The organism is Prevotella sp. MGM2 (assembly GCF_002933955.1).
Taxonomy (GTDB): Bacteria; Bacteroidota; Bacteroidia; order Bacteroidales; family Bacteroidaceae; genus Alloprevotella.
Map to the genome: position 1 here is coordinate 1 of NZ_BEWW01000119.1, position 2,566 is coordinate 2,566.

6 protein-coding genes are annotated in these 2,566 nt (G+C 48.7%); all 6 read left to right on the plus strand.

The window, feature by feature from the left end:
- The coding region (locus tag C5S62_RS02575) for a PcfJ domain-containing protein (RefSeq protein WP_104403923.1) at nucleotides 1-1,151 on the plus strand (1,151 nt) is incomplete at its 5' end.
- Between the two features lie 24 nt (nucleotides 1,152-1,175).
- Nucleotides 1,176-1,433 carry a hypothetical protein gene (locus C5S62_RS02580; RefSeq protein ID WP_104403924.1) on the plus strand — a complete coding sequence of 86 codons (258 nt, stop codon included), beginning with the start codon at nucleotides 1,176-1,178 and terminating at the stop codon, nucleotides 1,431-1,433.
- A gap of 20 nt (nucleotides 1,434-1,453) precedes the next feature.
- A complete protein-coding gene (locus tag C5S62_RS02585) occupies nucleotides 1,454-1,687 on the plus strand; it encodes a DUF3873 domain-containing protein (RefSeq protein ID WP_024988516.1) in 234 nt (77 codons plus the stop codon).
- Entirely contained in the window at nucleotides 1,684-1,932 is a 249-nt protein-coding gene (locus tag C5S62_RS02590; RefSeq protein WP_104403925.1) for a hypothetical protein, read from the plus strand. The genes C5S62_RS02585 and C5S62_RS02590 overlap by 4 nt, the downstream gene beginning before the upstream one ends.
- Before the next feature lie 45 nt (nucleotides 1,933-1,977).
- Nucleotides 1,978-2,286: a hypothetical protein gene (locus C5S62_RS02595; RefSeq protein WP_100766168.1), complete on the plus strand. Its 309-nt coding sequence runs from the start codon at nucleotides 1,978-1,980 to the stop codon at nucleotides 2,284-2,286.
- Between the two features lie 116 nt (nucleotides 2,287-2,402).
- Nucleotides 2,403-2,531 carry a hypothetical protein gene (locus C5S62_RS14020; protein ID WP_255400127.1) on the plus strand — a complete coding sequence of 43 codons (129 nt, stop codon included), beginning with the start codon at nucleotides 2,403-2,405 and terminating at the stop codon, nucleotides 2,529-2,531.
- Nucleotides 2,532-2,566 lie beyond the last annotated feature (35 nt).

A 2,566-nucleotide genomic window follows, 5' to 3' on the forward strand; every position in this document is an offset into this window, starting at 1 on the left:
CGAACATCTGCACCGAGTGCGGACATTCGTGGAAAAGCGACCACGACCTTGCAGATACCATTTGCGGATGCACCTGCCCCCGTTGCGGCATGGAGTTGGAAACATTACGCACCCGAAAGAGTGTTTTCAGCGATATGGAGTATTTCTCCATCGTCACCACCTGCAAGCAATACCAAGTGATACGCTTCTTTTCCGTCAAGTCACGATACAAGGCAGGGCAGCCAGCCGAATATTCCATCTTTGAAGTGGTGCAGAGGTGGATTGCCCCCGACGGCAAGACAACGACCGTTGCCCGATTGCGTGGCATGTCCTTGTTCTATTACGACCTATGGAATGAATACAGCGACATGGAGGTACGCAAGAATGGAGAATTTCGGGCATACGACATAAATCCGGTATGCACCTACCCACGACAGCGTTTCATACCCGAAGTGAAACGCAACGGCTTCAAGGGTGATTATCACAACATCCTGCCTTACGACCTTTTCAAAGCCATACTTTCCGACTGCCGAGCCGAAACGCTGTTGAAGGCAGGGCAATATCCCATGTTGCGTTACTATATATACCACTCTTTCAATATCGTAGAGTATTGGGCATCCTTGAAGATATGTATCCGAAATGGCTACACCATTGCCAACGGCTCTATGTGGCGTGACACGATAGACCTCCTGCGTCATTTCGGCAAGGACACGAACAGCCCGAAGTACGTTTGCCCTGCCGACCTCAAAGCCGAACACGACAAGTTGGTGGCGAAGCGTAACCGACAAAGGGAACGTGAGCGGACGGAACAGCAACGGCAAAAGGCGATTGAGGACGAGAAGAACTATCTGAAAGCCAAAGGTATCTTCTTCGGACTTGTGTTCTCCGACAACCTTATCCGTATCAAGGTCATAGAGAGCGTGGAGGAAATGATAGAGGAAGGACGTATGATGCACCATTGCGTGGGTGGCTACCACAATCGGGAAAATTCTCTTATCCTTTCAGCGACCATTGACGGCAGACGCATAGAAACGATAGAGGTATCACTGAAAACTTTGGAGGTGGTGCAGTGCCGTGGCTTATGCAACGAGAACACCGAATACCACGACCGCATTGTAAACCTTGTGAACAGCAACGTGAACCTTATCCGCCAACGGATGGAAGCGGCATAGTATAAACCTATAATATCCAATAGTATGGAAGTAAGAATTGAAAGCATGATTTGTCTGTGGGACGATAAAATCCCCGTGATGTTCCTTGAATTTGTGAACCTCCTCACTCTGGCAACGAGTGAGGAGCAGTTAAGGGCAAGCGTCAAGGGCTTTGCCGAGAAGCACGAACTTGACAGGTTCTTCCTTTACGGCTTCGGCAGCCACCATTTCTACCTGCACCAACGCTACACGAGCGACCCCGAAATGGTGATGCGCAACCGAGTTTTGTCAGTACATTTTTAACAACTCTAAAATCAACGATTATGGCAACACGAATGACTATCAACGGAGTAAGCACCTGCACGGAAGCAGGTATGGAGAAATACGAAAAATTCCAAATGGGTATCGGCAGACGCAAGCGGACACTTGTGCAGTACGACTACCGCCACCCCGCAGACGGAGAATTGTTCTCTTGTGTCAAACCTACGTTGGACGAGTGCCGAACCGCACGTGACAAGTGGCTGACCACGAAAAAGGGAAAGGAGGGAAACTTATGAACGCAGCAGCCTACCAAACGCTGATAGTGAAGTTCAGCGAGCCTATCAAAGTATTGGACGGCATCTTTGACGATGCCGAAGCGTGGGGAGTTGATACCCTAAAAAAGTGGATAGATGACTATGAAAGTAGCAGGTTTACCGCCATTGACAGCCATACGGCAGTCATCACAAGCGAGTACAATATGGAGTGCCTGATGGAATGGTTGAAACGAAACACACCCATTGCCGAGATAACAGAATGTTGAACAAGTTGGCGGTGTCCGCACCGCCAACCTAAAACCAAGAAAAGCATGATAGCAAAGACTATTTTACAGCAGATAGGCGGCAGACGCTTTGCCGCCATGACGGGAAGCAAGGACTTCATAGACATGGGAAACGGCTTGCGTATGAGCCTTGCGAGGAACAAGACAAGCGCAAACCGCCTTGACATCATCTACGATGCAGGATTAGACCTCTACAATATGCGTTTCTACCGCAAGACGTTCAGTAAAAAGACATTCGAGTGCAAGACAAAGGACATTGCAACGCACGATGGCATATACTGCGATATGCTGGAAGAAATGTTCACGATGGTAACGGGACTTTACACCCGATTTTGAGGGGTGGGCGGCAAAAGCCGCCTACTTTCTTTCGTGAGCATGATGGCGAAAAAGAAAGTAGGCAAAGAAACCGCTGTCCCAATCTACGATAATATTCACAAAAACAAGTTTTAATCATGGAAGCAATCAGACAGAACGGAAAAATCATCTTGCACAGCGATGACGGAACAGGCATGAAGATGATTTTCAAAAACCTGACGGGAAAGAATTTTCAAGGTCGGGAGTATGCTGGAAAAGGCGCGTGAGTTTGACCCCCTCGGGCACGCGGGATTTGACCCCT

What these genes read in the sequence shown, in the direction of transcription:
- C5S62_RS02580 (WP_104403924.1), top strand. Translation starts at nt 1,176, where the DNA reads ATGGAAGTAAGAATTGAAAGCATGATTTGTCTGTGGGACGATAAAATC.
- C5S62_RS02585 (WP_024988516.1), top strand. Translation starts at nt 1,454, where the DNA reads ATGGCAACACGAATGACTATCAACGGAGTAAGCACCTGCACGGAAGCA.
- C5S62_RS02590 (WP_104403925.1), top strand. Translation starts at nt 1,684, where the DNA reads ATGAACGCAGCAGCCTACCAAACGCTGATAGTGAAGTTCAGCGAGCCT.
- C5S62_RS02595 (WP_100766168.1), top strand. Translation starts at nt 1,978, where the DNA reads ATGATAGCAAAGACTATTTTACAGCAGATAGGCGGCAGACGCTTTGCC.
- C5S62_RS14020 (WP_255400127.1), top strand. Translation starts at nt 2,403, where the DNA reads ATGGAAGCAATCAGACAGAACGGAAAAATCATCTTGCACAGCGATGAC.